The organism is Streptococcus pseudopneumoniae (genome assembly GCF_001076775.1).
GTDB lineage: Bacteria > Bacillota > Bacilli > Lactobacillales > Streptococcaceae > Streptococcus > Streptococcus pseudopneumoniae_G.
On the sequence record NZ_JVGV01000018.1, the window covers coordinates 127,976 to 152,367 of the forward strand.

27 protein-coding genes are annotated in these 24,392 nt (G+C 40.7%); all 27 read left to right on the plus strand.

The window, feature by feature from the left end:
• Window positions 1-27 precede the first annotated feature (27 nt).
• The 27 genes from ADJ60_RS04965 to ADJ60_RS05095 all read left to right on the plus strand — a co-directional run bounded on the left by ADJ60_RS04965 (window position 28) and on the right by ADJ60_RS05095 (window position 24,343).
• Entirely contained in the window at window positions 28-432 is a 405-nt protein-coding gene (locus ADJ60_RS04965; protein WP_049543805.1) for a hypothetical protein, read from the plus strand.
• 57 nt (window positions 433-489) lie between these two features.
• Window positions 490-738 (plus strand): immunity protein BlpZ, encoded by a 249-nt coding sequence (blpZ, locus tag ADJ60_RS04970; protein ID WP_049543807.1) that lies wholly within the window; start codon window positions 490-492, stop codon window positions 736-738.
• Window positions 739-768: 30 nt separating this feature from the next.
• Complete coding sequence (locus ADJ60_RS04975; RefSeq protein ID WP_000394026.1) at window positions 769-1,380, plus strand: CPBP family intramembrane glutamic endopeptidase; 612 nt, start codon at window positions 769-771, stop codon at window positions 1,378-1,380.
• 160 nt (window positions 1,381-1,540) lie between these two features.
• Complete coding sequence (ccrZ, locus tag ADJ60_RS04980) at window positions 1,541-2,335, plus strand: cell cycle regulator CcrZ (protein WP_000362999.1); 795 nt, start codon at window positions 1,541-1,543, stop codon at window positions 2,333-2,335.
• Complete coding sequence (trmB, locus tag ADJ60_RS04985) at window positions 2,332-2,967, plus strand: tRNA (guanosine(46)-N7)-methyltransferase TrmB (RefSeq protein WP_001266106.1); 636 nt, start codon at window positions 2,332-2,334, stop codon at window positions 2,965-2,967. The genes ccrZ and trmB overlap by 4 nt, the downstream gene beginning before the upstream one ends.
• 126 nt (window positions 2,968-3,093) lie before the next feature.
• Window positions 3,094-3,573, plus strand: a complete 480-nt coding sequence (rimP, locus tag ADJ60_RS04990; protein WP_001808691.1) for a ribosome maturation factor RimP — start codon at window positions 3,094-3,096, stop codon at window positions 3,571-3,573.
• 43 nt (window positions 3,574-3,616) lie between these two features.
• Window positions 3,617-4,753, plus strand: coding sequence for a transcription termination factor NusA (nusA, locus tag ADJ60_RS04995; RefSeq protein WP_049538831.1), 1,137 nt, complete (start codon window positions 3,617-3,619; stop codon window positions 4,751-4,753).
• A 21-nt stretch (window positions 4,754-4,774) separates the two neighbouring features.
• Window positions 4,775-5,068, plus strand: a complete 294-nt coding sequence (gene rnpM / locus ADJ60_RS05000) for an RNase P modulator RnpM (RefSeq protein WP_049543809.1) — start codon at window positions 4,775-4,777, stop codon at window positions 5,066-5,068.
• Window positions 5,061-5,360 carry a YlxQ-related RNA-binding protein gene (locus ADJ60_RS05005; RefSeq protein WP_001041390.1) on the plus strand — a complete coding sequence of 100 codons (300 nt, stop codon included), beginning with the start codon at window positions 5,061-5,063 and terminating at the stop codon, window positions 5,358-5,360. Before rnpM ends, ADJ60_RS05005 begins: the two co-directional genes overlap by 8 nt.
• Window positions 5,361-5,376: 16 nt before the next feature.
• A complete protein-coding gene (gene infB / locus ADJ60_RS05010) occupies window positions 5,377-8,178 on the plus strand; it encodes a translation initiation factor IF-2 (protein ID WP_049543811.1) in 2,802 nt (933 codons plus the stop codon).
• A gap of 252 nt (window positions 8,179-8,430) precedes the next feature.
• Complete coding sequence (gene rbfA, locus ADJ60_RS05015; protein ID WP_001273601.1) at window positions 8,431-8,781, plus strand: 30S ribosome-binding factor RbfA; 351 nt, start codon at window positions 8,431-8,433, stop codon at window positions 8,779-8,781.
• 215 nt (window positions 8,782-8,996) lie between these two features.
• Window positions 8,997-9,179, plus strand: coding sequence for a hypothetical protein (locus ADJ60_RS05020; protein WP_000522923.1), 183 nt, complete (start codon window positions 8,997-8,999; stop codon window positions 9,177-9,179).
• Complete coding sequence (locus tag ADJ60_RS11610) at window positions 9,176-9,328, plus strand: hypothetical protein (RefSeq protein ID WP_049543813.1); 153 nt, start codon at window positions 9,176-9,178, stop codon at window positions 9,326-9,328. The genes ADJ60_RS05020 and ADJ60_RS11610 overlap by 4 nt, the downstream gene beginning before the upstream one ends.
• 116 nt (window positions 9,329-9,444) lie before the next feature.
• Window positions 9,445-9,678: a DUF1858 domain-containing protein gene (locus ADJ60_RS05030; protein ID WP_000368739.1), complete on the plus strand. Its 234-nt coding sequence runs from the start codon at window positions 9,445-9,447 to the stop codon at window positions 9,676-9,678.
• A complete protein-coding gene (locus tag ADJ60_RS05035) occupies window positions 9,678-11,012 on the plus strand; it encodes a DUF438 domain-containing protein (protein WP_049543816.1) in 1,335 nt (444 codons plus the stop codon). The genes ADJ60_RS05030 and ADJ60_RS05035 overlap by 1 nt, the downstream gene beginning before the upstream one ends.
• A 9-nt stretch (window positions 11,013-11,021) precedes the next feature.
• Window positions 11,022-11,276: a DUF1912 family protein gene (locus ADJ60_RS05040; protein WP_049543818.1), complete on the plus strand. Its 255-nt coding sequence runs from the start codon at window positions 11,022-11,024 to the stop codon at window positions 11,274-11,276.
• A 95-nt stretch (window positions 11,277-11,371) separates the two neighbouring features.
• Window positions 11,372-11,767, plus strand: a complete 396-nt coding sequence (locus tag ADJ60_RS05045; RefSeq protein ID WP_000038635.1) for a helix-hairpin-helix domain-containing protein — start codon at window positions 11,372-11,374, stop codon at window positions 11,765-11,767.
• Window positions 11,768-12,045: 278 nt separating this feature from the next.
• Window positions 12,046-12,606 carry a GNAT family N-acetyltransferase gene (locus tag ADJ60_RS05050; RefSeq protein ID WP_049543819.1) on the plus strand — a complete coding sequence of 187 codons (561 nt, stop codon included), beginning with the start codon at window positions 12,046-12,048 and terminating at the stop codon, window positions 12,604-12,606.
• Entirely contained in the window at window positions 12,606-13,184 is a 579-nt protein-coding gene (locus ADJ60_RS05055) for an AAA family ATPase (RefSeq protein WP_049543821.1), read from the plus strand. Before ADJ60_RS05050 ends, ADJ60_RS05055 begins: the two co-directional genes overlap by 1 nt.
• Window positions 13,177-15,828, plus strand: a complete 2,652-nt coding sequence (locus ADJ60_RS05060; protein ID WP_049543823.1) for a valine--tRNA ligase — start codon at window positions 13,177-13,179, stop codon at window positions 15,826-15,828. The genes ADJ60_RS05055 and ADJ60_RS05060 overlap by 8 nt, the downstream gene beginning before the upstream one ends.
• Before the next feature lie 72 nt (window positions 15,829-15,900).
• The gene (locus tag ADJ60_RS05065) at window positions 15,901-17,172 is read left to right on the plus strand and encodes a DUF4297 family anti-phage-associated protein (protein ID WP_049543825.1); all 1,272 of its coding nucleotides are present in this window, start codon (window positions 15,901-15,903) and stop codon (window positions 17,170-17,172) included.
• 9 nt (window positions 17,173-17,181) lie between these two features.
• Window positions 17,182-18,822, plus strand: a complete 1,641-nt coding sequence (locus ADJ60_RS05070; RefSeq protein ID WP_049543826.1) for an ATP-binding protein — start codon at window positions 17,182-17,184, stop codon at window positions 18,820-18,822.
• Window positions 18,823-19,105: 283 nt separating this feature from the next.
• Window positions 19,106-19,681: a TetR/AcrR family transcriptional regulator gene (locus tag ADJ60_RS05075; RefSeq protein WP_049543828.1), complete on the plus strand. Its 576-nt coding sequence runs from the start codon at window positions 19,106-19,108 to the stop codon at window positions 19,679-19,681.
• Window positions 19,678-20,358, plus strand: coding sequence for an ABC transporter ATP-binding protein (locus tag ADJ60_RS05080; RefSeq protein ID WP_049543830.1), 681 nt, complete (start codon window positions 19,678-19,680; stop codon window positions 20,356-20,358). The genes ADJ60_RS05075 and ADJ60_RS05080 overlap by 4 nt, the downstream gene beginning before the upstream one ends.
• A 3-nt stretch (window positions 20,359-20,361) precedes the next feature.
• Window positions 20,362-21,507 (plus strand): FtsX-like permease family protein, encoded by a 1,146-nt coding sequence (locus tag ADJ60_RS05085; protein WP_049543832.1) that lies wholly within the window; start codon window positions 20,362-20,364, stop codon window positions 21,505-21,507.
• A 404-nt stretch (window positions 21,508-21,911) separates the two neighbouring features.
• Window positions 21,912-22,499 (plus strand): DNA-directed RNA polymerase subunit delta, encoded by a 588-nt coding sequence (gene rpoE, locus ADJ60_RS05090; protein WP_031227756.1) that lies wholly within the window; start codon window positions 21,912-21,914, stop codon window positions 22,497-22,499.
• 236 nt (window positions 22,500-22,735) lie between these two features.
• A complete protein-coding gene (locus ADJ60_RS05095; protein WP_049543834.1) occupies window positions 22,736-24,343 on the plus strand; it encodes a CTP synthase in 1,608 nt (535 codons plus the stop codon).
• The last annotated feature ends 49 nt before the right edge of the window (window positions 24,344-24,392 follow it).

Here is a 24,392-nt window from a genome sequence, read left to right on the forward strand (position 1 = left end):
TGTCATTTAATTGTAATGGAGAAAGCAATGAAAAAAATATTTTTTAAAAAACAGACCATTTTCCTTGCGAGATTGTTCTTAGGTCAGTTGCCTTTACTTGTCTCTGCTTATCTATTTCTATCTCGCCAGTTTTTAAATTTTTCCTTGGTTTTCCAATTTCTTTTAGTGGTTATTAACTTGGCTTCTATTTTGGTCACTGTTTACCTCACTAGAGAGATGAGGATAAGAGAATTTGAAGATGATGATTTGGTTAGTCCTAGAACCAATCAACTCATGTATATTGGCTTGACAGGCTTTATGTCTATTATCTGTTTGTATAGAGGGATCACAGCAGGAGAATCCTATCAACAACTAATCGCTTATATTGGTGCTATTCTATGCTTGCTTATCATGCTTTTGCTCATTTGGGGTTTGAAGTATTATAAAAAGTAGGAAAGAGCTTTCTTATTAATCTGGGACTGGTCTATAGTCTGACAAGAGGAGGTCATCATGTATAAACATTTATTTTTCCTAGATTCAAAAACCTTAGACTGGTTGACGCCCTATATTTTAGATTTGGCTTCTGACACCATTGCATTCAATGTTTTTGTGCTAACCTTTGTATCTGTGGTGGTCTTTTATTTCCTGAATCCCATGTTATCTGTAATGGCTATATTCTTAGGGGCTGGTTATGTGGTCGGATTTTGGTTACTCAAATGGTTTGTATTGGAAAGGTTAGAGCGAAAGGATGACTTGTAGGGAAGTCTGTTTGGTGGGGAGGATAGTTTTATGGAGTTTTTTGATAAATTTCATGCCTTTTGTTTTGGATTTTTAGTACTACTAATCGTCATTACAGTTCCTTATACGATTAACCACGGGGATTTTTTTCAAAATGAATCTGAATTGATTATTGTAAGTCTTCTTGTAACCTCGCTGAGTGTTACTTATGCTAGAAAGTTTGAAATGGTTTCTTTTGGGATGTTAAGCAAGAAACAACTTTTGCTTTTCATTGCAATCTTTTTTCTAAGCGTTCTTGAGACGCTAGTTTATATTCATTTCTTCGCTGTTTCTTCTGGCGCAGGAGTTCAACACTTGGCGGAAGTCAGCAGAGGAATTTCCCTGTCTTTGATTTTGACTTCCTCAGTTTTTGGACCCATCCAGGAGGAACTCATTTTCAGAGGACTTCTTCAAGGTGCGGTTTTTGACAATTCTTGGTTAGGGATTGTACTGACTTCCTCTCTCTTTTCTTTTATGCATGGACCTTCTAATGTCCCTTCGTTTATTTTTTATCTACTTGGGGGCTTGTTACTGGGCTTTGCTTATAAAAAGAGCCAAAACCTATGGGTTTCTACTCTAGTTCACATGTTTTACAATGCTTGGCCACTCTTATATTATTTATAAAAATTATGAAAGGTAAGTAGAAGACGGTGCTTACCTTTTTCTTTCTATAATGATACCCAAGCCACCCCAGAGGCTTTTCTTTGAGAATCGGGCGTGGAGCGGTTGACGAATAGGCCAAAAACTAGTAGAATAGTAAGGAAACTTTATACGGAGGAAAGAAATGGATTTGGGTGATAATGAGCTAACACTGACTCCCATACCTGGGAAAAGTGGCAAGGCTTATATGGGTAGCTATCCTGATGGGAAGCGTATCTTTGTAAAAATGAACACCTCTCCAATCCTACCTGGTCTAGCTAGAGAACAAATTGCTCCACAATTATTATGGAGTCGCCGTTTGGCAGATGGGCGTGATATGTGTGCTCAAGAATGGTTGACAGGCAAAATATTGACCCCTTATGATATGAATCGTAAACAAATCGTCAATATTTTAACCCGTCTTCATCGCTCACGTCCGTTGATGACACAGTTGAGTCGGTTGGGATATGCCATGGAAACACCTGTAGATTTACTACAGTCTTGGCAGGAAACGGCTCCAGATGCTTTGCGTAAAAATCATTTTATCAGTGAAGTGATGGCTGATTTACGTCAGACTATTCCAGGATTTAGAGAGGATCATGCGACTATTGTCCATGGAGATGTACGACATAGTAATTGGATTGAGACAGACAGTGGCTTGATTTATTTGGTAGATTGGGATTCGGTTCGCTTGACCGACCGCATGTTTGATGTGGCCCATATGCTCTGCCATTATATTCCAGAACATCAGTGGAAGGAATGGTTGACCTACTACGGTTACAAGTACAATCAAACGGTATTAAATAAATTGTATTGGTACGGTCAATTGTCTTATTTGAGCCAGATTTCCAAGTATTATATGAACCAAGATTTAGAAAATGTCAATCGGGAGATTCATGGCCTGCGTCACTTCCGAGACAAGTATGGAAAGAGAAGATGAGAGTTAGAAATCGTAAAGGGGCGACAGAATTACTAGAGGCAAATCCCCAGTATGTGGTCCTCAATCCCTTGGGAGCCAAGGGAAAATGGCGGGACCTGTTTGGCAATGACAATCCCATTCATGTGGAAGTTGGAAGTGGAAAGGGTGCCTTTGTTTCAGGTATGGCCAAGCAAAATCCTGACATCAACTATATCGGGATTGATATTCAAAAGTCTGTTTTGAGCTACGCTTTGGACAAGGTGCTTGAAGTTGGAGTGCCTAACATTAAGCTCTTGTGGGTAGATGGTTCTGACTTGACTGACTACTTTGAAGACGGTGAGATTGATCGTTTGTATCTGAACTTTTCAGATCCTTGGCCTAAAAAACGCCATGAAAAGCGTCGTTTGACCTACAAAACCTTCTTGGATACCTTCAAACGTATCTTGCCTGAAAATGGAGAAATTCATTTCAAGACGGATAATCGTGGCTTGTTTGAGTACAGTTTAGTGAGCTTTTCTCAGTATGGCATGAAGCTCAATGGTGTCTGGCTTGATTTACATGCCAGTGATTTTGAAGGCAATGTCATGACAGAATACGAGCAAAAATTCTCCAACAAGGGGCAAGTTATCTACCGTGTTGAGGCAGAATTTTAAGAAATAGCCTGAAATCAGGCTGTATAAGTGCTTTTGCTTTACATAAGTTGGCAAACGTGCTATACTAAGAGTAAGAATATGAGAAAGTGAGGCGGGGAAATATCTTCGCCTCTTGCTTATGAGGAGGTGGACGCAATCGCAACAATCGTAGAATTAGTCAGAGAAGTTGTAGAACCTGTCATAGAAGCGCCTTTCGAACTCGTGGATATCGAGTATGGAAAGATTGGCAGTGACATGATTCTCAGTATTTTTGTAGATAAACCTGAAGGAATTACCTTGAACGACACGGCAGACTTGACAGAAATTATCAGTCCTGTCCTAGACACCATCAAGCCAGATCCCTTCCCAGAACAATATTTCCTAGAAATCACCAGTCCAGGCTTGGAACGTCCTTTAAAAACCAAGGATGCCGTTGCTGGAGCGGTTGGGAAATACATCCATGTCGGGCTCTACCAAGCCATCGATAAGCAAAAGGTCTTTGAAGGAACCTTGTTAGCCTTTGAAGAGGACGAGTTGACCATGGAATATATGGACAAGACGCGTAAGAAAACCGTCCAAATTCCATACAGTTTAGTATCAAAAGCACGTTTAGCAGTTAAATTATAGAAAAAGAAAGGATAACTTTTGAGGATTCAAAAGTGAAGAAAACATGAGTAAAGAAATGCTAGAGGCCTTCCGCATTTTGGAAGAAGACAAGGGAATCAAAAAAGAAGACATCATCGACGCAGTAGTAGAGTCGCTTCGTTCCGCTTATCGCAGACGCTATGGTCAATCAGACAGCGTAGCTATTGACTTCAATGAAAAAACAGGTGACTTTACAGTCTATACTGTCCGTGAAGTGGTTGATGAAGTATTTGATAGCCGTTTGGAAATCAGTTTGAAAGATGCTCTTGCCATTAATTCAGCCTATGAACTTGGTGACAAAATCAAGTTTGAAGAAGCACCTGCTGAGTTTGGTCGTGTAGCAGCTCAATCTGCCAAACAAACCATCATGGAAAAAATGCGCAAGCAAACACGTGCCATCACTTACAATACTTATAAAGAACATGAGCAAGAAATCATGTCTGGTACTGTAGAACGCTTTGATAACCGTTTTATCTATGTCAACCTTGGCAGCATCGAAGCCCAATTGTCAAAACAAGACCAAATCCCTGGAGAAGTTTTTGCTTCTCATGATCGTATTGAAGTTTATGTCTACAAGGTTGAAGACAACCCTCGCGGGGTCAACGTCTTTGTTAGCCGTAGCCATCCAGAAATGATCAAACGTTTGATGGAGCAAGAAATTCCAGAAGTTTATGATGGAACTGTTGAAATCATGAGCGTGGCCCGTGAAGCAGGTGACCGTACGAAGGTTGCAGTTCGTAGTCATAATCCAAACGTGGATGCTATCGGAACAATCGTTGGACGTGGTGGAGCGAATATTAAGAAGATTACCAGCAAATTCCACCCAGCTCGTTACGATGCCAAGAGCGACCGTATGGTACCAATCGAAGAAAATATCGATGTTATCGAGTGGGTAGCAGATCCAGCTGAATTTATCTACAATGCCATTGCTCCTGCTGAAGTTGACCAAGTTATCTTTGATGAAAACGACAGCAAACGTGCCTTGGTGGTTGTTCCTGATAACAAGCTTTCTCTTGCAATCGGTCGTCGTGGGCAAAACGTTCGCTTGGCAGCTCACTTGACTGGTTACCGTATCGATATCAAGTCTGCTAGTGAATTTGAAGCCATGGAAGAGACTGCTTCAGTAGATTTGGAAGCAGAAAACGATACTGTAGAAGAATAAAAGCTGCTAGAGGAGGGAAAGATGAAAACAAGAAAAATCCCTTTGCGCAAGTCTGTTGTCTCTAATGAAGTGATTGATAAGCGTGATTTGCTCCGCATTGTCAAGAACAAGGAAGGACAAGTCTTTATCGATCCGACAGGCAAGGCCAATGGCCGCGGCGCTTATATCAAGCTAGACAATAAAGAAGCCATAGAGGCTAAAAAGAAGAAGGTCTTTAACCGTAGCTTTGACATGGAAGTGGATGAAAGCTTTTATGACGAGTTGATCGCTTATGTGGATCACAAAGTGAAAAGAAGAGAGTTGGGACTTGAATAAGCAAAAGATAAGCAATCTCTTGGGACTTGCTCAACGAGCAGGGCGGATTATATCGGGTGAAGAATTGGTGGTCAAGGCCATTCAAGACGGCAAGGCCAAGTTGGTCTTTCTAGCCCATGATGCTGGACCCAATCTGACCAAGAAGATTCAAGATAAAAGTCATTATTATCAAGTAGAAATTGTAACCGTGTTTTCAACACTGGAATTAAGCATAGCAGTCGGAAAATCGAGAAAGGTTTTGGCTGTAACAGATGCTGGATTTACAAAGAAAATGAGGTCTCTTATGGAATAGAAGAGGAGGACATGATTTGTCTAAGAAAAGATTGTACGAAATCGCAAAAGAACTTGGAAAAGAAAGTAAAGAAGTTGTAGCGCGTGCAAAAGAGTTGGGCTTGGATGTGAAAAGCCACTCATCAAGTGTGGAAGAAGCTGTCGCTGCAAAAATCGCTGCCAGCTTTAAACCTGCAGCTGCTCCGAAAGTAGAAGCAAAACCTGCAGAACAAAAAGCAAGTGCAGAAAAGAAAGCCGAAAAATCTGAACCAGCTAAACCAGCTGTAGTTAAGGAAGAGGCAAAACCTGCTGAGCAAGTTGCTCCGAAGACAGAAAAAGTAGCAGCTAAGCCGCAAAGCCGTAATTTCAAGGCTGAGCGTGAAGCCCGTGCCAAAGAGCAGGCAGAACGACGCAAGCAAAATAAGGGCAATAACCGTGACCAACAACAAAACGGAAACCGTCAGAAAAATGACGGCCGTAATGGTGGTAAACCTGGTCAAGGCAACCGCGACAATCGTCGCTTTAATGACCAAGCTAAGAAACAGCAAGGTCAGCAAAATCGTGGAAATGAGCGCCGTCAACAAGAGGACAAACGTCCAAATCAAGCGGCTCCACGTGTTGACTTTAAGGCCCGTGCAGCAGCCCTAAAAGCAGAACAAAATGCAGAATATGCCCGTTCAAGTGAGGAACGTTTCAAGCAGTATCAGGCTGCTAAAGAAGCCTTAGCTCAAGCTAACAAACGCAAGGAACCAGAGGAAATCTTTGCAGAAGCTGCTAAGTTAGCTGAACAAGCGCAACAAGAACAGCAAGTTCAAGCAGTGGTTGAAGTCGTCCCTGAGAAAAAAGAACCTGCAGTGGATACACGTCGTAAAAAACAAGCTCGACCAGACAAAAATCGTGACGATTATGATCACGAAGAAGATGGTCCTAGAAAACAACAAAAGAATCGAAGTAGTCAAAATCAAGTGAGAAATCAAAAGAATAGTAACTGGAATAACAACAAGAAGAACAAAAAAGGCAATAACAAGAACAACCGTAATCAGACTCCAAAACCTGTTACAGAACGTAAATTCCATGAATTGCCAACAGAATTTGAGTATACAGATGGTATGACCGTTGCGGAAATCGCAAAACGTATCAAACGTGAACCAGCTGAAATCGTTAAGAAACTTTTCATGATGGGTGTCATGGCCACACAAAACCAATCCTTGGATGGAGAAACAATCGAACTCCTCATGGTGGATTACGGTATCGAAGCTAAACAAAAGGTTGAAGTGGATAATGCCGACATCGAACGTTTCTTTGTCGAAGATGGTTATCTCAATGAAGATGAATTGGTAGAGCGTCCACCAGTTGTAACCATCATGGGACACGTTGACCACGGTAAAACAACCCTTCTAGATACCCTTCGTAACTCTCGTGTTGCGACAGGTGAAGCAGGTGGTATCACGCAGCATATCGGTGCCTACCAAATCGTGGAAAATGGCAAGAAGATTACCTTCCTTGATACACCAGGACACGCGGCCTTTACATCTATGCGTGCGCGTGGTGCTTCTGTTACCGATATTACTATCTTGGTTGTAGCGGCAGATGACGGGGTTATGCCTCAGACTATCGAAGCCATTAACCACTCAAAAGCGGCCAACGTTCCAATCATCGTAGCCATCAACAAGATTGATAAACCAGGTGCCAACCCAGAACGCGTTATCGGTGAATTGGCAGAGCATGGAGTTATGTCAACTGCTTGGGGTGGAGATTCTGAATTTGTTGAAATCTCAGCTAAATTCAACCAAAATATCGAAGAATTGTTGGAAACAGTCCTTCTTGTGGCTGAAATCCAAGAACTCAAGGCAGACCCAACAGTTCGTGCTATCGGTACAGTTATCGAAGCGCGCTTGGATAAAGGAAAAGGTGCGGTCGCAACCCTTCTTGTTCAACAAGGTACCTTGAATGTTCAAGACCCAATCGTTGTCGGAAATACCTTCGGTCGTGTCCGTGCTATGACCAACGACCTTGGTCGTCGTGTTAAGGTTGCTGGACCATCAACACCAGTATCAATCACAGGTTTGAATGAAGCGCCGATGGCGGGTGACCACTTTGCTGTTTACGAAGATGAAAAATCTGCGCGTGCAGCTGGTGAAGAACGTGCCAAACGTGCTCTTATGAAGCAACGTCAAGCTACCCAACGTGTCAGCCTTGAAAACCTCTTTGATACACTTAAAGCTGGTGAACTCAAATCAGTTAACGTTATCATTAAGGCTGACGTACAAGGTTCTGTTGAAGCCCTTTCTGCATCACTTCAGAAAATCGATGTAGAAGGTGTTAAAGTTACCATTGTTCACTCAGCGGTCGGTGCCATCAACGAATCTGACGTGACTCTTGCCGAAGCTTCAAATGCCTTTATCGTTGGTTTCAACGTACGCCCTACACCACAAGCTCGTCAACAAGCTGAAGCTGACGATGTGGAAATCCGTCTCCACAGCATTATCTACAAGGTTATCGAAGAGATGGAAGAAGCTATGAAAGGGATGCTTGATCCAGAATTCGAAGAAAAAATTATTGGTGAAGCAGTTATTCGTGAAACCTTCAAGGTGTCTAAAGTGGGAACTATCGGTGGATTCATGGTCATCAACGGTAAGGTTACCCGTGACTCTAAAGTTCGTGTTATCCGTGATGGTGTCGTTATCTATGACGGTGAACTTGCAAGCTTGAAACACTACAAAGACGACGTCAAAGAAGTTACAAACGGCCGTGAAGGTGGTTTGATGATCGATGGCTACAATGATATCAAGATGGATGATGTGATTGAGGCCTATGTCATGGAAGAAATCAAGAGATAAGATTTTTTTGCTCCTTTCTTAGGTGGTGAGGGACGCAAGCAACCCCATGGTTTCATTGCTTATTTTTGAGCTTAGGGTCTCAAAAATCCCCTGTGATGGGACTGATAAATCAGTTCCATCACTTTCACCACAGCGAAAGAAGCGGATGAGTTCAAATTGAACTTTGTTTCAATTTGAACTGAAAATCAAGCAGTTTAAAAATAGCTAGGTCTGCTGGCCTAGCTTTTGGTTCAAAGTAGAGAAAGGAATATCATGGCAAATCATTTCCGTACGGATCGAGTGGGCATGGAAATCAAGCGTGAAGTCAATGAGATTTTGCAAAAGAAAGTCCGTGATCCGCGTGTCCAAGGTGTGACCATCACAGATGTTCAGATGCTGGGTGACTTGTCTGTTGCCAAGGTTTACTACACCATTTTGAGTAACCTTGCTTCAGATAATCAAAAAGCTCAAATCGGACTTGAAAAAGCAACTGGTACCATCAAACGTGAACTTGGTCGCAATTTGAAATTGTACAAAATCCCAGATTTGACCTTCGTCAAAGACGAGTCCATCGAGTATGGGAACAAGATTGACGAAATGCTACGCAATCTGGATAAGAACTAAAGAAGAGGGGCAACCCTCTTTTTTGGTGGGGAAATGGCTACAAAACATACTGAGGAATCTTTCTATACTTAAAAATTATTAAAAAGCTTTATAAAATTCAGCTTGTATGATACTATAGGAAATGAAAAGAGGGAGATAAAACGATTTTTCAGTAATAGGCAGCAAGGCTGGTATCGATATCATTTTGAAAGTGTAGTTAAACGAGGAAAGATAATATGGGACTCATAAAAATTCTAGCTAAAACTTACGGAAATTACTTTTTGACCATGCAAGGTGTAAAAGTGATGAAAACGATAAAGAAAGATGACCATGTCGTTGTCGGTCTAGGAAAACTCTTTATTGCAGACAAGCTAATGGATACGGCTCGGTGGCTCATCAAGCCAGAGGAGAGAGAATGAAATTTTTCTGGGGCCTTCTTGCCATTATTTTTATCAAACCGATTATTGGAATTATGAAATTCCTGTGGATGATTATCTCTTTTGCAATCCAATTGCTGTTTTACAAGCTATTATTTAAAATATTGGATTGGCTCTTTAAACTTATCTAGATGGTAATCCAAGTTGCAGAGAACTAGCAGGAACTACACTGCTAGTTTTTTAATCTCTTTCCATATGGTATAATATAAGCAGTAAAATCATTTTAGAATATTCAATGGAGGTCGTCATGGACAATATCATCGATGTGTCAATTCCTGTTGCAGAAGTTGTGGACAAGCATCCAGAAGTCTTGGAAATTCTAGTTGAGCTGGGATTTAAACCCCTTGCCAATCCCTTGATGCGCAATACAGTTGGTCGTAAAGTATCACTCAAACAGGGTTCTAAGCTGGAAGGAACTCCTATGGACAAGATTGTCCGCACGCTGGAAGCAAACGGCTACGAAGTGATTGGATTAGACTAATGGCAGATGAACGAATTCATGTCCTGCGGGATATTTTGTTAGAATTGCATAATGGCGCCTCTCCTGAGTCGGTTCAGGAGCGTTTTGATGCTACCTTTACAGGTGTTTCAGCCATCGAGATTTCCCTTATGGAGCATGAGCTGATGAACTCAGACTCAGGTGTCACCTTTGAAGATGTCATGGAACTCTGTGATGTCCATGCCAATCTTTTTAAAAATGCTATTAAAGGTGTCGAAGTAGATGATACTGAGCATCCAGGTCACCCAGTTCGTGTCTTTAAGGATGAAAATCTAGCCCTCCGTGCGGCCTTGATTCGCATTCGGAGACTGTTAGACACCTATGAATCTATGGAAGATGAAGAAATGCTGGCGGAGATGTGCAAGGGCTTGGTCCGTCAGATGGGACTTGTGGGTCAATTTGACATCCACTACCAGCGTAAGGAAGAACTTTTCTTTCCTATCATGGAGCGCTATGGACACGATTCACCTCCAAAAGTTATGTGGGGAGTGGATGACCAGATTAGGGAACTCTTTCAAACAGCTTTAGCGACAGCCAAGTCACTACCTGAAGTGTCGATTTCCACTGTAAAAGATACTTTTGAATCCTTTGCGACAGAGTTTGAAAGTATGATTTTCAAGGAAGAATCCATCCTTCTCATGATTCTCCTTGAGTCCTTTACTCAGGATGACTGGCTTCAGATTGCGGAGGAGAGCGACGCCTATGGTTATGCCATCATCCGTCCGTCTGAGAAATGGGTGCCAGAAAGACAGAGTTTTGTTGAGGAAAAGATTGCAGAGGAGCCTGTACAGTTAGATACGGCAGAGGGACAAGTTCAGCAAGTTATCGATACGCCAGAAGGGCAGTTTACCATTACCTTTACCCCTAAGGAAAAGGAAGCAGTGCTGGACCGCCATAGTCAACAGGCTTTTGGGAATGGCTATCTCTCAGTCGAGCAGGCCAACCTCATCCTCAATCATCTTCCTATGGAGATTACCTTTGTCAATAAAGACGATATTTTCCAGTATTACAATGACAATGCGCCAGCTGATGAGATGATTTTCAAACGGACGCCGTCCCAAGTCGGGCGCAATGTTGAACTCTGTCATCCACCTAAGTACTTGGACAAGGTCAAGACCATCATGAAGGGACTTCGTGAGGGGACCAAGGATAAGTATGAAATGTGGTTCAAGTCTGAGTCGCGAGGCAAGTTTGTCCACATCACCTACGCTGCAGTACACGATGAGAACGGGGAATTCCAAGGCGTGCTGGAGTACGTTCAGGATATCCAGCCCTACCGTGAGATTGATACGGACTACTTCCGTGGATTAGAATAAGGAGAAGCAATGGGTTACGAACAAGAATTTATGAAGGAATTTGAAGCCTGGGTCAATACCCAGATTATGATCAATGACATGGCGCACAAGGAAAGCCAAAAAGTCTACGAAGAAGACCAGGACGAACGTGCTAAAGATGCTATGATTCGTTACGAAAGCCGCATGGATGCTTATCAGTTCTTGCTTGGTAAGTTTGAAAATTTCAAGGCAGGTAAGGGATTCCATGATTTGCCAGAAGGCTTGTTTGGTGAGCGAAATTATTAAACGAGATAGATTCTTGATTTTTCACTAAAATCTTGATAGAATATTTATATTAAATCCTTGTCAGAGCAGGGGTTTTTTATTGAAAGGATTTTATCATGTCAAAGAAACTCAATCGTAAAAAACAATTACGAAATAGCCTCCGTCGTGCAGGTGCTTTTTCAAGTACTGTGACGAAGGTTGTAGAAGAGACAAAAAAAGTCGTGAAACGTGCAGAACAGTCAGCGAGCCAAGCTGGTAAGGCTGTTTCTAAAAAAGTTGAACAAGCAGTAGAAGCTACTAAAGAGCAAGCTCAAAAAGTAGCCAATTCTGTAGAAGATTTTGCAGCAAACTTGGGTGGACTTCCACTTGACCGTGCTAAAACCTTCTATGATGAAGGAATCAAGTCTGCTTCAGATTTCAAAAACTGGACTGAAAAAGAACTCCTTGCCTTGAAAGGAATCGGCCCAGCTACCATCAAGAAATTGAAAGAAAACGGCATCAAATTCAAGTAATCTTTCTTGTCCCTTGCATTTCCGAAAGAATCTTGCTACAATAGATCCATTAGAGGTGTTTTGAATACCGCATTTTACAGAAAGTGGCGGCGCTGAGAAGTCCACAAATGTGTCAAAACTGGTTGCTAATGGGTGAAAAATTGAAATAATATTGTCTTTTTGTTTTAAAGACGAGAGTTGCGGGCGCTGCCCGAAATTGGGTGGTACCGCGGATAAACACATTCGTCCCTGTCATGTAGATGGCAGGGACGATTTTTTGTAGAAAGCGAGGGAGGAAGATGACAAGAGCAGAATTACCTGAACGAATCGAAACAGAACGTCTCGTTTTGCGAGTCCGTACAGTATCTGATGCCGAGGATATCCATGCCTACGCTGGTCTGCCAGAGGTCGCCTATCCAGCAGGATTTACTCCGGTCAAGACTTTGGAAGATGAGATTTACTATCTGGAGCATATCCTTCCCGAACGCAATCAAAGGAGAAATCTGCCAGCTGGCTATGGGATTGTCGTTAAAGGAACCGATAAAGTCATTGGTTCTGTTGACTTTAACCATCGTCATGCGGATGATGTGCTAGAGCTTGGCTATACCTTGCATCCAGACTATTGGGGTCGAGGCTATGTACCAGAAGCAGCGCGAGCCTTGATTGACATAGCTTTTAGAGAACTAGGTCTTCACAAGATTGAACTCTCTTGCTTTGGTTACAATACCCAAAGTCAACGAGTCGCAGAGAAACTTGGCTTTACTCTGGAAGCTCGCATCCGAGACCGCAAAGATGCCCAAGGCAAGCGCTGTGATGATTTGAGATATGGCTTGCTGAAGAGTGAGTGGGAGGTAATTTGATGCATCTTTTCATCATTGGTGCTCCGGCCTCAGGAAAAATGACGATTGGTCAAGAACTATCTCGACTGACGGATTCTACCCTCTTTTATAACCATCAAGCCATCGATTTTGCACTAGAAATCTATCAGGATTATACAGAGGAGATGTGGGAATTTGTTCGTGGAATTACCTTTTCTTTCCTTGGAGCAAGTGCAAGAAATCAGCGATCAGTAATTTTAACAGACGTAATTGATTTTTCAAATCAGTACCAGCTGATGTATTTGAAGCAAATTCAAGATTTGTTGAATGACTATCATCAAGAGATTCTGTTTGTTGAATTGGAAACAAGCCTTGAAGAGCGTTTACATCGAAATCGAACGGAGAATCGATTAAAGCACAAACCCTTAAAACGACACATTGAGGTATCTGAAAGAGAAATTTTAGAGACCGCTGAAACACTTCAATTAAATTCCCAACATCAACCAAATGAGTTGCACCACTACTTTAAAATAAATAATACGAATTTGTCTGCAGAAGAAGCTGCTAAGCAAATTCAAGATAAAATGAATACAATAGAGAAAGGACAAACACATGTCTAAAGAACTTTCACCTAAATACAATCCAGCCGAGGTTGAGGCTGGTCGTTACCAAAAATGGCTTGACGCTGATGTTTTCAAGCCTTCAGGAGACCAAAAGGCTAAGTCTTATTCGATCGTTATTCCACCACCAAACGTGACAGGTAAACTTCACCTTGGTCACGCTTGGGATACGACTTTACAGGATATCATCATCCGTCAAAAACGTATGCAAGGTTTTGATACGCTCTGGCTTCCTGGTATGGACCATGCGGGGATTGCGACTCAGGCTAAGGTTGAGGAGCGCTTGCGTGGTGAGGGCATTAGCCGTTATGACCTCGGTCGTGAAAAATTCCTCGATAAGGTCTGGGAATGGAAAGACGAGTATGCCACTACCATCAAGGAACAATGGGGCAAGATGGGGCTCTCTGTAGACTATTCTCGCGAGCGTTTCACTCTTGACGAAGGTTTGTCTAAAGCCGTTCGTAAGGTCTTTGTGGACCTTTACAAGAAAGGCTGGATCTACCGTGGTGAGTTTATCATCAACTGGGACCCAGCAGCTCGCACAGCTCTTTCTGATATCGAGGTTATCCACAAGGACGTTGAAGGTGCCTTCTACCATATGAACTATATGCTAGAAGACGGTTCACGCGCCCTTGAAGTGGCAACAACTCGTCCTGAGACTATGTTTGGGGATGTTGCCGTTGCGGTCAATCCAGAAGATCCACGCTACAAGGACTTGATTGGAAAAAACGTCATCCTTCCAATCGCTAATAAATTGATCCCAATCGTTGGAGACGAACACGCAGACCCTGAGTTTGGTACTGGTGTCGTGAAAATCACGCCTGCCCACGATCCAAATGACTTCTTGGTTGGTCAACGTCATAACTTGCCACAAATCAACGTGATGAACGACGACGGAACTATGAATGAGCTTGCCTTCGAGTTTGCAGGTATGGACCGTTTTGAAGCTCGTAAGGCAGTCGTTGCCAAGTTGGAAGAAATTGGTGCCTTCGTTAAAATCGAAAAACGTGTCCACAGTGTTGGTCACTCAGAGCGTACAGGTGTTGTGGTTGAACCACGCTTGTCTACTCAATGGTTCGTTAAGATGGACCAATTGGCTAAGAATGCTATTGCTAACCAAGATACTGATGATAAGGTAGAATTCTACCCACCTCGTTTCAATGATACCTTCCTTCAATGGATGGAAAATGTCCATGACTGGGTAATCTCACGTCAGCTCTGGTGGGGTCACCAAATCCCCGCTTGGTACAATGCTGAGGGTGAAATATATGTCGGCGAAGAAGCTCCAGAAGGCGACGGTTGGACTCAGGACGAAGACGTCTTGGATACTTGGTTCAGTTCTGCCCTTTGGCCATTCTCTACCATGGGCTGGCCGGATGTCGACTCAGAAGACTTCAAACGTTATTATCCAACATCAACTTTGGTGACTGGTTATGATATTATCCCGTTCTGGGTATCTCGAATGATTTTCCAAGGTTTGGAATTTACTGGCAAATCGCCATTCAAAAATGCATTGATTCATGGTCTGATTCGTGACGAGGAAGGCCGTAAAATGTCTAAATCTCTCGGTAACGGGATTGACCCGATGGATGTTATTGATAAGTACGGAACAGATAGCCTGCGTTGGTTCCTTTCAAACGGTTCTGCACCAGGTCAAGACGTGCGCTTCTCTTACGAGAAAATGGATGCTTCATGGAACTTCATTAACAAGATCTGGAACATCTCTCGCTACATCCTCATGAACAATGAAGGCTTGACCCTTGAGCAAGCAACTGCCAATGTGGAAAAAGTTGTCAACAAGGAAGCTGGTAATGTCACAGACCGCTGGATTCTCCACAACCTTAATGAAACCATCGGAAAAGCTACTGCTAACTTTGATAAGTTTGAATTTGGTGTGGCTGGCCACATCCTCTACAACTTCATCTGGGATGAGTTTGCGGACTGGTACGTTGAGTTGACCAAAGAAGTCCTTTATAGCGATAATGAAGAAGAGAAAGTCATCACACGTTCTGTCCTCCTTTACACTTTGGACAAGATCCTTCGTCTCCTTCACCCAATCATGCCATTCGTGACAGAGGAAATCTTTGGACAAATCTCAGAAGGCTCTATCGTGACAGCAGAATACCCAACTGTCAATCCAGCCTTTGAAGACCTTGCTGCTCACACAGGTGTAGAAAGCCTCAAAGACTTGATCCGTGCCGTTCGGAATGCGCGTGCAGAAGTAAACGTAGCGCCAAGCAAGCCTATTACAATTCTTGTCAAGACAAGCGATAGCGACTTGGAAACCTTCTTTAACAGCAATGTCAACTACATCAAACGCTTCACAAATCCAGAACACTTGGAAATCGCATCAAACATCCCTGCACCTGAACTCGCAATGTCAAGCGTCATCACAGGAGCAGAAATCTACTTGCCACTGGCAGACCTCCTCAATGTCGAAGAAGAACTAGCTCGCCTCGACAAGGAACTGGCTAAATGGCAAAAAGAACTGGATATGGTTGGTAAGAAACTCTCTAACGAACGTTTCGTAGCCAATGCCAAACCAGAAGTCGTCCAAAAAGAACGCGACAAACAAGCCGACTACCAAGCGAAATACGACGCGACAGTCGCACGTATTGATGAGATGAAGAAGTTAGTGAAATAAACTATAAACCTCGGCAATTTGCTGGGGTTTTTGGTATAATGGAGCGAAAGTAATCACATAGTGAGGTAAATAATGAGTAAACCAAGATCAGCAACGAATACTATAAAGGGTTATTTTTATCAGTTTGACAAATCAATTTTAGAGATCCTGGAACAATCAAATGAAACAAATATAGTTACCATTGAGGGAGTTGAAGATATTGATATTGAAAATAGTGATGAAATACAATTTGTTCAATGTAAATATTATGAAGAAACTGAGTTTAATAACAGTATTATAAAAGAGCCAATACAGTTAATGTTTAGACACTATTTAAAGAACAGAACGGAGGCTCAATCTAAGAATTTTACTTATAAATTATATGGCTTTTATAACAAAGGACATGAGAAGCTACGGGAATTAACAACGGAAAATCTAAGAACATATTTTTTAGATTTTAGCAAATATGAAGTTACAGATGAATTAGGAAATTTAAACTATCAAATAAAAAATAAAGAGGGAGAAATTAAATTTGAGGAAGCCTTACAAACAGATGATATTGAAGATTTTAATAAACGTCTTTTTGTAAATATCAAAGCCGATAGTTATGAAAATCAAATAGAAAAAATAAAATCTAAAATTCAAAATGATTTAAGTGATTATAGTGAAGAAGATATTGAATTGATTTATTTTAATGCTCTTAAAATAATTAAAGACTTAGCATGTGAACATAATATTGAAAAGCGTCAAATTTCAAAAAAAGAATTTTGGGATAGAATAAAAACTAAAAACTACTATTTTGAAAGATGGATGAGTGAATTGCTAGAGTGGGAAGATTATAAAAAAATCATACATAAAAAATATTTTCCAAGAGTATCAAATTTATCACCGGCACATAGATTTTTCTTACTTGATTGTCAGGGAGAGAATATGAATGATGTTAAAAATGTGATTTCAAAAATATCAACTAGGTATTCTCGTTTTGTCCATCAATTTAGTCCTTTTGTCTATTTATATAATACTTCCAATGCTGATTTTATGACAGAATTAAAAGCGAAATTATATGAAGAAGGATGCTACTTTAAAGATGGTTTCCCGTTTAAAAATTCAGAATTTAGATTTCAAGAAATGCTAATTAAACCCGATAAATATAATAAAATTTCATTGCGTATATTAGAAGATTCTATAGATTTATCAATTGTTTTACTGAGGTTGGTAGAAGTAGAAAGGGATAACCAATTACCAATTAATTTATATATATTTAATAAAAGTAATCAATTTAATTTAGAGATTGATACTCTCGATAAGAGAGAACATTCAGAAATTAAAATTCGACAAATTTTAGATATATTAGATATTATTTAGGAGATAGAAATGGATAATCTAAACGCTCAAGTTATTTCAGTACAACCTAATAAAATTAAAATTGAAGTGAAGTCAATCACAGACTTTCAAATTGCAGAAGAAAAATTAAAAATTGGTTCATATCTTAGAATTGCTGATGAAAATGATTTGGCATTAATAGCTACAATAGAGAATTTTTGTATTGAGCCCATTGAAATTGATGAGAGAATTGATATTAAATATATTATTGAAGCTGTACCTTTAGGGATGATTGATGAAGAAAATAAATTTGTGAGGGGAAGTGATACAATAACTATTCCTCCTAAATCGGTTGAACCAGCTAAAATTGAAGAAATAAAGTTAATTTTTGAAAATTCTATAAAAGATGAACTTAAATTTAAATTCTCTTCGTTATCATCTAACAATGATATTGAGATTCCTGTTGAAGGAAATAAATTTTTCAATAAACATATTGCTATTGTTGGTTCAACTGGTTCGGGCAAGTCTCACACGGTTGCAAAAGTTGTTCAAAATGCTATAAATTCTAAAAATAGTGGTTATGAAGGGCTAAATAATTCACATATACTTATCTTTGATATTCATAATGAATATCAAAGTGCTTTCCCAAATGCTAGGCTTATCAATGTTAATGATCTAGTTTTACCATATTGGTTATTAAATAGTGATGAATTACAAGAATTATTCCTAGATACTGAGGGAAGTGATCATAATCAGAGAAATATTTTTAAAAAGTCTGTTATTCAGAGTAAAAAAAGAAAAATTAATGGACTAGAGGAAGAAAAAGAGAAATTACATTTTGATTCCCCTATTTATTTTGATATTCAAGAGGTCTTGCAATATGCTCATGAAAAAAATGAAGAACAAATTGCAGGAGCAAGGCAAGGACAGACAAAAGCTGGTCCATTGAATGGTAAATTATCAAATTATATTAGTCGGTTAGAGTCAAAGATATATGATAAAAGGTTGGAGTTCTTATTAGGTGATAGAATAGAGGGCGCAACATTACAATCAGTTTTAAAACAGCTTATTGGATATAGTGAAGATTTTCTGACTAATGTTACTATTCTTGATTTGAGTGGAGTGCCGTTTGATGTATTGAGTATAACTGTTTCTTTGATTTCAAGAATTATGTTTGAGTATGGATACTACTATAAGCAATTTAACGATAGTAAGAATCTAGTTTGTGATGTACCTATTTTATTAGTATATGAAGAGGCTCATAAGTATGTACCTAAGAGTTCTCTAACTAAGTACAGAGCTTCTCGGCAGTCGATAGAGCGAATTGCAAAAGAAGGAAGAAAATATGGGGTTACATTGCTTTTAGCTAGTCAAAGACCTTCTGAAATTTCTGAAACAATCTTCTCACAGTGTAGTAATTTTATAACAATGCGATTAACAAATCCTATAGATCAATCTTATGTAAGACAGCTATTACCGGATTCTATGGGAGGAATTGTTGATAAGTTACCTAGCTTAGCAACAGGAGAGGCATTGCTTATGGGAGAAGCAACTATTTTACCATCGATTGTGAAAATTGATGTTTGTGAAGATAAACCTTCGTCTAAAGATATTCCATACTTCCAATTATGGAAAGATAATTGGAAAGATATTAATTTTGAAGAATTAGAGAAACTCTGGAAACAGAAGTAAGATTTAAAATTACTTATTTTTAGAGAGCCACTAATTCTACAAGTTCGAACCGCTTTGGGAAGTACGATGTTGTAGCTTAATTTCATATATCATCGGCATTGAATTCATCTGGATTGATACCGAGAACCCACCAATCGATGCCATCGGCTGGGTAGCAAAGAAATAAAAAGTTCGCTGTCTTTTTGTTTTGTGTTTTACAGTTTTTTCTTGACAAGTCTTTCTTTTTTATGGTATTCTTTATGCAACAAGTGTTGCGCAACTAATGTTGCGCGAAAGGAGTCTTATGCCACCAAAGGTTAAATTTAGTAAAGAGGCTATCATTGGGACAGCTTTACAATTGGTGAGAGAAGAGGGCATGACTAGTTTGACGGCTCGAGCATTAGCGGAGCAACTGGGAGCCACACCAAGAGTCATTTTTGGGCAATTTGCCAATATGGCCGAGTTACAAGCAGAGGTTATTAGTGCTGCGGAAATGGTCGTGGTGGAGTATATTCGTAAGGCCTTAGAAGATGAGAAGCCTTTTCGATCCGTCGGGGTTGCTTATATCCTTTTTGCCTCAAAAGACCCCCAACTCTTTCAATTGCTTTTCCAAAATCCCAGCAAAGATCCGATTCGTCGCTTTCAAGATTTTCTTCCCATGAAGGATCATAGTTACCAATTGGTTCTGGATTCGATCGTCGCAGACTATCCTTTGAATGTAGAGGAGGCTGGTCGCTTGTACCAGCATCTATTTATCTACTCGCACGGGATGGCCTCAATGGTTGCTTCTGGCATTTATCAATTCAGCATGGAAGAAGTGATTGGATTACTGACAGAGGTTTGTCAATCTCTCATCAAAGAAATGGTAGGAAAGAAATGATTCAACTAGAAAATGTGCACAAAAGTTACGGCCAAACCAAGGTTTTAAAAGGGATTGATTTGCAGATTCAAGACCAGGATGATGTGGTTATCCTCGGTCCTTCTGGATCAGGCAAGTCAACTCTCTTAAACGTTCTGTCAGGTTTAGAAAAGGTAGACGAGGGACATATCCTCATTCAAGGACAGGATTTGGCTCAACTCACAGATACTCAATTGACAGCCTTTAGACGTGAGAAGATTGCCTTTATTTTTCAGCAGTATTATTTATTGCCTAATCTAACAGTCAGACAGAATGTAAAGATGGGGGCAGACCTGGCAAACAATCATGATTTTTTGCAGATTATCGAGGATTTGGGACTTGGCGATAAGCTGGACAAGTATCCGAGTGAATTGTCAGGTGGGGAACAGCAGAGAGTCTCCATTGCTCGGGCCTTGGCCAAAAAGCCAGAGATTCTTTTCTTAGATGAGCCGACGGGAGCCCTGGATGAAGAAACGGGGCGCAAGATTCTCGACTATATCTGGGAGTTAAAGGAAAAGCTTGGTTTGACCCTCATCATGGTGACGCACAATCAAAATATTGCGGATATGGCAAGAACCATCATTCGTGTCAATAGTGGCAAGATTACCGAAGTTGTGACCAATGATCAGCCTCAGACTGCTTATGAGATTGGATGGTAAGCCATGTTTTCAGTAAAAGATATTCGAAAATTAGTTGTCGTCAGTATAATTGGGGCTTGTGCGGTCTTTGTGGCCAATCTCTTCTTGAATTTTTACTTGGACATCGAGCAGTTGGAGATTTCTAAAACCAATCCCATGATTCAGACCTACTATGATGTCCAGATTTCGCTTTCTTGGATGGTGGCCATGGTCAGTGGAGTCGTCTTGTCCTTGACGTCGGTCCTTCTCATGTGTTTTTATATCAAACAATTTGTCGATGATCACAAGGAACAATTAGGAATTTTAAAGGCTTTGGGCTATAGCAATGGCCAGCTGGCTAAACGATTTTGGGCATTTGGGATCAGTTTTGGTGCCGGAGCGCTTCTTGGCTATTTCACTTCTTTTCTTATGATGGGGCATTTTTATGACTTCCGGAATGAAAAGGGGATCCTGCCAGAAATTACCATTCATTTTCATTGGCAGCTCTTGCTTGCTTTTGTGGTCCTTCCAACGGTATTTTTTATGCTTATCGCGGTTGGTTATGCTAGAAGACAACTACAAACGCCGGCTCTTCGCTTATTGAAAAAGTCCCCAACACCAATCAAGGTCAAAAGGAGAAAGAGGGCTCCTAAGAAAGAGAAAGACTTCCTAAAAGAGCTGTCTTCGTCACTAATTTGGGGGAGAAAATCTATCCTATTTTTTGTAGTCTTTGGCTCTATGTGTTTTGCGGCCATGGTTCAACTGTCCTTTGGTCTAAGGGACTACACAGATGACATCATCCAAACCATGATGATCATGATTGGCTTGATCCTTTCTTTCTCTATTCTCTTTTTGTCATTGGGGATTGTCGTCTCAGAAAGTCGCGAAACCCTGGCTCTTATGAAGGCTTTTGGCTACACAGATCGTGAATGCCAAGGCCATATCCTATCTCCCTATCGTTTCTGGGCCTATCTAGGATTTGTTCTTGGGACGGCTTATCAGTACGCTATCATGGAAATCTTGATTGGTGTGATCAAAGATACGGTTCCTGAAAAGATTGAGCATCACTTTGATGGGAATGTTTGCTTCTGGACTTTGATCGGTTTTGCTGTGGTTTATGAAAGCCTCTTTTATCAATCCAACAGAAAACTCCAAAAACAAACCATCAAAGAAGTACTCTTAGCTGAATAAATAGAGAAGGTTGGATTCTCCAGCCTTTTTCTTATGAAACTCATTAACAAGAGAAGGATTTTTCACTATTCTAGGGAAAATGAAATAAAGGAAAGAAAACGAAGTTACTGGCAGGACCTGAAATGATCTTTTTACTTGATTTGACGCAACAAATAATCCTTTATCTCTGTAGGAATCCTCTTGCAGTTTGTGGTTGGTATTGGAGTTGCAGCCTTGAGTTATAAATAAATCAATATACCTGAGGTCATGTTACACAGGTCTTTCAATTAGCTGAAATATTTCACCTTTATTTTTTCTTAACCTTTGACTATTCTGCAAAATTATCGTAAAATAAAGAGTAAATGATAAAATGAGGTCAGAGTCTGTTCGCTCTGGCGATAGTAGTATAAATGAGGAGAAACGCTTTGGAATTAGAAGTATTTGCTGGGCAAGAAAAAAGTGAACTATCTATGATTGAGGTAGCGCGTGCTATCTTGGAACTTCGTGGTCGCGATCATGAGATGCATTTTAGCGATCTTGTAAACGAAATTCAAAACTACCTTGGAACATCAAACAGCGATATCCGTGAAGCTTTGCCTTTGTTCTACACAGAGTTGAACTTTGACGGTAGCTTCATCTCACTTGGAGACAACAAATGGGGTCTTCGTTCATGGTATGGTGTGGACGAAATCGACGAAGAAATCATTGCTCTTGAGGAAAATGACGACGATGAAGTAGCACCAAAAGCTAAGAAAAAACGTGTCAATGCCTTCATGGATGGTGATTCAGATGCCATTGACTACAATGCAGATGATCCAGAAGATGAAGATGCATACGAAGCAGATCCAGCTCTTTCATACGATGATGAAAATCCAGATGATGAGAAAAATGAAGTGGAAGCTTACGATGCAGAAATCAACGAAATCGCCCCAGATGACTTGGGAGAAGACGTGGATCTCAACGAAGAAGACGATGAGTTTTCAGACGATGATTCTGAAAACATCGAGGAATAAAAGTTAGCTATTGACAATTGTCCTATTTTTAGGTATCATATTGTTCGGGCACCTCTTTTAGAGGTCGGGGCTCCCTAGTTCTTAGGGAGCTATTTTTGTTTTTTTAAGAAGTTATCTTCTTGTATTTTAGTTGTGAATCTGGTGCAGTCGTCCCAGATTATTCTTATTAGTAGGGTCTTGTTTCCTATGTCCCCTCGTAGTCAACAAGGCCTTGAGCATTTTAGAAAGAGGAATCTATGTCTACGAAATATATTTTTGTAACTGGTGGTGTGGTATCGTCTATTGGGAAAGGGATTGTCGCAGCGAGTCTGGGTCGTCTCTTGAAAAATCGTGGTCTCAAAGTAACCATTCAAAAGTTTGACCCTTATATCAATATCGATCCGGGAACTATGAGTCCTTACCAGCACGGAGAAGTCTTTGTGACAGATGATGGGGCTGAGACAGATTTGGACTTGGGTCACTATGAACGTTTCATCGATATCAATCTCAATAAATATTCCAACGTGACAACTGGGAAAATTTACAGTGAAGTTCTTCGTAAGGAACGCCGTGGAGAATACCTTGGGGCAACTGTTCAAGTCATTCCTCATATCACAGATGCTTTGAAAGAGAAAATCAAGCGTGCCGCTGTAACGACCGACTCTGATGTCATTATCACAGAGGTTGGTGGAACAGTAGGAGATATCGAGTCCTTGCCATTCCTAGAGGCTCTTCGTCAGATGAAGGCAGATGTGGGTGCGGATAATGTTATGTACATCCATACAACCTTGCTTCCATACCTCAAGGCTGCTGGTGAAATGAAAACCAAACCAACTCAACACTCTGTAAAAGAATTGCGTGGTTTGGGAATTCAACCAAATATGTTGGTGATTCGTACAGAGCAACCAGCTGGTCAAGGAATTAAAAACAAGCTAGCACAGTTCTGTGATGTGGCACCAGAAGCCGTTATCGAATCATTGGATGTTGAACACCTTTACCAAATTCCATTGAATTTGCAGGCACAAGGTATGGACCAAATTGTCTGTGACCATTTGAAATTAGATGCACCAGTAGCAGATATGACAGAATGGTCAGCCATGGTGGACAAGGTCATGAACCTCAAGAAACAAGTCAAGATTTCCCTTGTCGGTAAGTATGTTGAGTTGCAAGATGCCTACATTTCTGTGGTTGAAGCCTTGAAACACTCTGGTTATGCCAACGACGCAGAAGTTAAAATCAATTGGATCAATGCCAATGATGTGACAGCAGAGAATGTGGCAGAGCTCTTGTCTGATGCGGACGGAATCATCGTACCAGGTGGTTTTGGCCAGCGTGGTACGGAAGGGAAAATCCAAGCCATTCGCTATGCGCGTGAAAATGATGTTCCAATGTTGGGAGTCTGCTTGGGAATGCAGTTGACTTGTATCGAATTTGCTCGTCACGTTTTAGGTCTTGAAGGTGCCAATTCTGCAGAGCTTGCACCAGAAACAAAATACCCTATCATTGATATCATGCGTGATCAGATTGACGTTGAGGATATGGGGGGAACCCTTCGATTGGGGCTTTATCCGTCTAAGTTGAAACGTGGATCTAAGGCTGCGGCTGCTTATCACAATAAAGAAGTGGTGCAACGTCGTCACCGTCACCGTTATGAATTTAACAACGCCTTCCGTGAGCAGTTTGAGGCAGCAGGTTTTGTCTTCTCAGGTGTTTCTCCAGACAATCGTTTGGTCGAAATTGTGGAAATTCCTGAAAATAAATTCTTTGTAGCGTGTCAGTATCACCCTGAACTTTCAAGTCGTCCAAATCGTCCAGAAGAACTCTACACTGCCTTTGTCACTGCAGCGGTTGAGAATAGTAATTAGCAAAATCAGAACCTTTGAGAACAATCTCAGAGGTTTTTTGATTGCATAT

What these genes read in the sequence shown, in the direction of transcription:
- ADJ60_RS04965 (WP_049543805.1), top strand. Translation starts at nt 28, where the DNA reads ATGAAAAAAATATTTTTTAAAAAACAGACCATTTTCCTTGCGAGATTG.
- blpZ (WP_049543807.1), top strand. Translation starts at nt 490, where the DNA reads ATGTATAAACATTTATTTTTCCTAGATTCAAAAACCTTAGACTGGTTG.
- ADJ60_RS04975 (WP_000394026.1), top strand. Translation starts at nt 769, where the DNA reads ATGGAGTTTTTTGATAAATTTCATGCCTTTTGTTTTGGATTTTTAGTA.
- ccrZ (WP_000362999.1), top strand. Translation starts at nt 1,541, where the DNA reads ATGGATTTGGGTGATAATGAGCTAACACTGACTCCCATACCTGGGAAA.
- trmB (WP_001266106.1), top strand. Translation starts at nt 2,332, where the DNA reads ATGAGAGTTAGAAATCGTAAAGGGGCGACAGAATTACTAGAGGCAAAT.
- nusA (WP_049538831.1), top strand. Translation starts at nt 3,617, where the DNA reads ATGAGTAAAGAAATGCTAGAGGCCTTCCGCATTTTGGAAGAAGACAAG.
- rnpM (WP_049543809.1), top strand. Translation starts at nt 4,775, where the DNA reads ATGAAAACAAGAAAAATCCCTTTGCGCAAGTCTGTTGTCTCTAATGAA.
- rbfA (WP_001273601.1), top strand. Translation starts at nt 8,431, where the DNA reads ATGGCAAATCATTTCCGTACGGATCGAGTGGGCATGGAAATCAAGCGT.
- ADJ60_RS05020 (WP_000522923.1), top strand. Translation starts at nt 8,997, where the DNA reads ATGGGACTCATAAAAATTCTAGCTAAAACTTACGGAAATTACTTTTTG.
- ADJ60_RS11610 (WP_049543813.1), top strand. Translation starts at nt 9,176, where the DNA reads ATGAAATTTTTCTGGGGCCTTCTTGCCATTATTTTTATCAAACCGATT.
- ADJ60_RS05030 (WP_000368739.1), top strand. Translation starts at nt 9,445, where the DNA reads ATGGACAATATCATCGATGTGTCAATTCCTGTTGCAGAAGTTGTGGAC.
- ADJ60_RS05035 (WP_049543816.1), top strand. Translation starts at nt 9,678, where the DNA reads ATGGCAGATGAACGAATTCATGTCCTGCGGGATATTTTGTTAGAATTG.
- ADJ60_RS05040 (WP_049543818.1), top strand. Translation starts at nt 11,022, where the DNA reads ATGGGTTACGAACAAGAATTTATGAAGGAATTTGAAGCCTGGGTCAAT.
- ADJ60_RS05045 (WP_000038635.1), top strand. Translation starts at nt 11,372, where the DNA reads ATGTCAAAGAAACTCAATCGTAAAAAACAATTACGAAATAGCCTCCGT.
- ADJ60_RS05050 (WP_049543819.1), top strand. Translation starts at nt 12,046, where the DNA reads ATGACAAGAGCAGAATTACCTGAACGAATCGAAACAGAACGTCTCGTT.
- ADJ60_RS05055 (WP_049543821.1), top strand. Translation starts at nt 12,606, where the DNA reads ATGCATCTTTTCATCATTGGTGCTCCGGCCTCAGGAAAAATGACGATT.
- ADJ60_RS05060 (WP_049543823.1), top strand. Translation starts at nt 13,177, where the DNA reads ATGTCTAAAGAACTTTCACCTAAATACAATCCAGCCGAGGTTGAGGCT.
- ADJ60_RS05065 (WP_049543825.1), top strand. Translation starts at nt 15,901, where the DNA reads ATGAGTAAACCAAGATCAGCAACGAATACTATAAAGGGTTATTTTTAT.
- ADJ60_RS05070 (WP_049543826.1), top strand. Translation starts at nt 17,182, where the DNA reads ATGGATAATCTAAACGCTCAAGTTATTTCAGTACAACCTAATAAAATT.
- ADJ60_RS05075 (WP_049543828.1), top strand. Translation starts at nt 19,106, where the DNA reads ATGCCACCAAAGGTTAAATTTAGTAAAGAGGCTATCATTGGGACAGCT.
- ADJ60_RS05080 (WP_049543830.1), top strand. Translation starts at nt 19,678, where the DNA reads ATGATTCAACTAGAAAATGTGCACAAAAGTTACGGCCAAACCAAGGTT.
- ADJ60_RS05085 (WP_049543832.1), top strand. Translation starts at nt 20,362, where the DNA reads ATGTTTTCAGTAAAAGATATTCGAAAATTAGTTGTCGTCAGTATAATT.
- ADJ60_RS05095 (WP_049543834.1), top strand. Translation starts at nt 22,736, where the DNA reads ATGTCTACGAAATATATTTTTGTAACTGGTGGTGTGGTATCGTCTATT.